We start from the raw sequence: 1,743 nt of genomic DNA, 5'->3' as shown, positions 1-1,743 counted from the left end.
CTCGTGCGGCCCGCGCGCCGCGCGGCGTCCGGCGTCTCGCTCACCGCGGCGACGCTCACCTCGCGGCTGGCGGGACTGCCCGCGGGCGAGCAGGAACGCGCGCTGCAGGACCTCGTCCGCGAGCAGGTCGCGGTGGTGCTCGGCCACGCCTCGCCGGACCTGGTCGAGGTGCGGCGCGAGTTCCGCGAGCTCGGCTTCGACTCGCTCACCGCGGTCGACCTGCGCAACCGGCTCAACGAGGCGACCGGGCTGCGGCTGCCCGCGACGCTGGTCTTCGACTACCCGACCCCGACCACGCTGGCCGGGTTCCTGCGGGAGTCCCTCTTCGGCGACGACGCCGTCGCGGTCCCGGCCGCCGTGCTCGCCCCGGCCGAGGAAGACCCGATCGTGATCGTCGGGATGAGCTGCCGCTACCCGGGCGGGGTCCGCACCCCCGAGCAGCTGTGGGACCTGGTCAGCGACGAGGTCGACGCGATCACCGGCTTCCCCGGCGACCGCGGCTGGGACCCCGGGGTCCACCACCCCGACCGGAACCACCACGGCACCAGCTACGCCCGCGAAGGCGGCTTCCTCGACGACGTCGCCGGGTTCGACGCGGCGTTCTTCGGGATGAGCCCGCGTGAGGCGCTGCTGACCGACGTCCAGCAGCGGCTGCTGCTGGAGGCGTCCTGGGAGGCCGTCGAGCGCGCCGGGATCGACCCGGTCTCCCTGCGCGGCAGCCGGACCGGCGTGTTCGCCGGGATCATGTACCAGGACTACGGCGCCGTGCTGATGGGCGCCGCGCAGGACAACGAGGGCTTCCAAGCGACCGGCGGCGGGGGCGGCGTGCTGTCCGGCCGCGTGTCCTACACCCTCGGGCTGGAAGGCCCAGCCGTCACCATCGACACCGCCTGCTCGTCCTCGCTGGTGGCGATGCACCTCGCGGCGCAGGCGCTGCGGGCCGGGGACTGCTCGCTGGCACTGGCCGGCGGCGTCACCGTGATGGCGACGCCGGGCCTGTTCGTCGAGTTCTCCCGCCAGGGCGGGCTCGCCCCGGACGGCCGGTCGAAGCCGTTCGCCGACGCGGCCGACGGCGCCGGGTTCGCCGAAGGCGTCGGCGTCCTCGTGCTCGAGCGGCTGTCCGACGCGCGGCGCAACGGCCACGACGTCCTGGCCGTGGTCCGCGGTTCGGCGGTCAACTCCGACGGCGCGTCCAACGGCCTCACCGCGCCCAACGGGCCATCGCAGCAGCGGGTGATCCGCCAGGCGCTGGCGAACGCCCGCCTGGCACCGTCCGATGTGGACGTCGTCGAGGCGCACGGCACCGGGACGACGCTGGGTGACCCGATCGAGGCGCAGGCCCTGCTGGCGACCTACGGCCAGGACCGCGAAGAGCCGCTGCTGCTCGGGTCGGTCAAGTCGAACATCGGGCACACCCAGGCCGCCGCCGGTATCGCCGGGGTGATCAAGGTCGTCCTGGCGCTGCGCCACGGCGTCGTGCCCCGCACGCTGCACGTCGACGCGCCGTCGTCCCATGTGGACTGGTCGGCCGGGGAGATCGAGCTGCTGACCGCGTCCCGCACCTGGCCCGAGACCGGGCGGCCGCGCCGCGCGGCGGTGTCGTCCTTCGGCATCAGCGGGACCAACGCGCACGCGATCATCGAGCAGGCGCCGGACACGCCGGCGGCCCCGGCCGTGGAGCGGGCCGCCGGCACCGTGCCGCTGCTGCTGTCGGGCAAGACCCCCGAAGCGGTCCGGGCCCAG

1 protein-coding gene is annotated in these 1,743 nt (G+C 75.1%); it reads left to right on the top strand.

The window, feature by feature from the left end; genetic code table 11:
* Nucleotides 1-1,743: beta-ketoacyl synthase N-terminal-like domain-containing protein (locus tag G3I65_RS45850; RefSeq protein ID WP_160701660.1), on the top strand; the 1,743-nt coding region annotated here is incomplete at both ends.

Origin of the sequence: Amycolatopsis sp. SID8362 (assembly GCF_010550475.1) — a bacterium.
Classification (GTDB): domain Bacteria; phylum Actinomycetota; class Actinomycetes; order Mycobacteriales; family Pseudonocardiaceae; genus Amycolatopsis; species Amycolatopsis eburnea.
The sequence above is the reverse complement of the archived record's forward strand: the minus strand, read 5'-3'. Positions and strand labels throughout refer to the sequence as shown.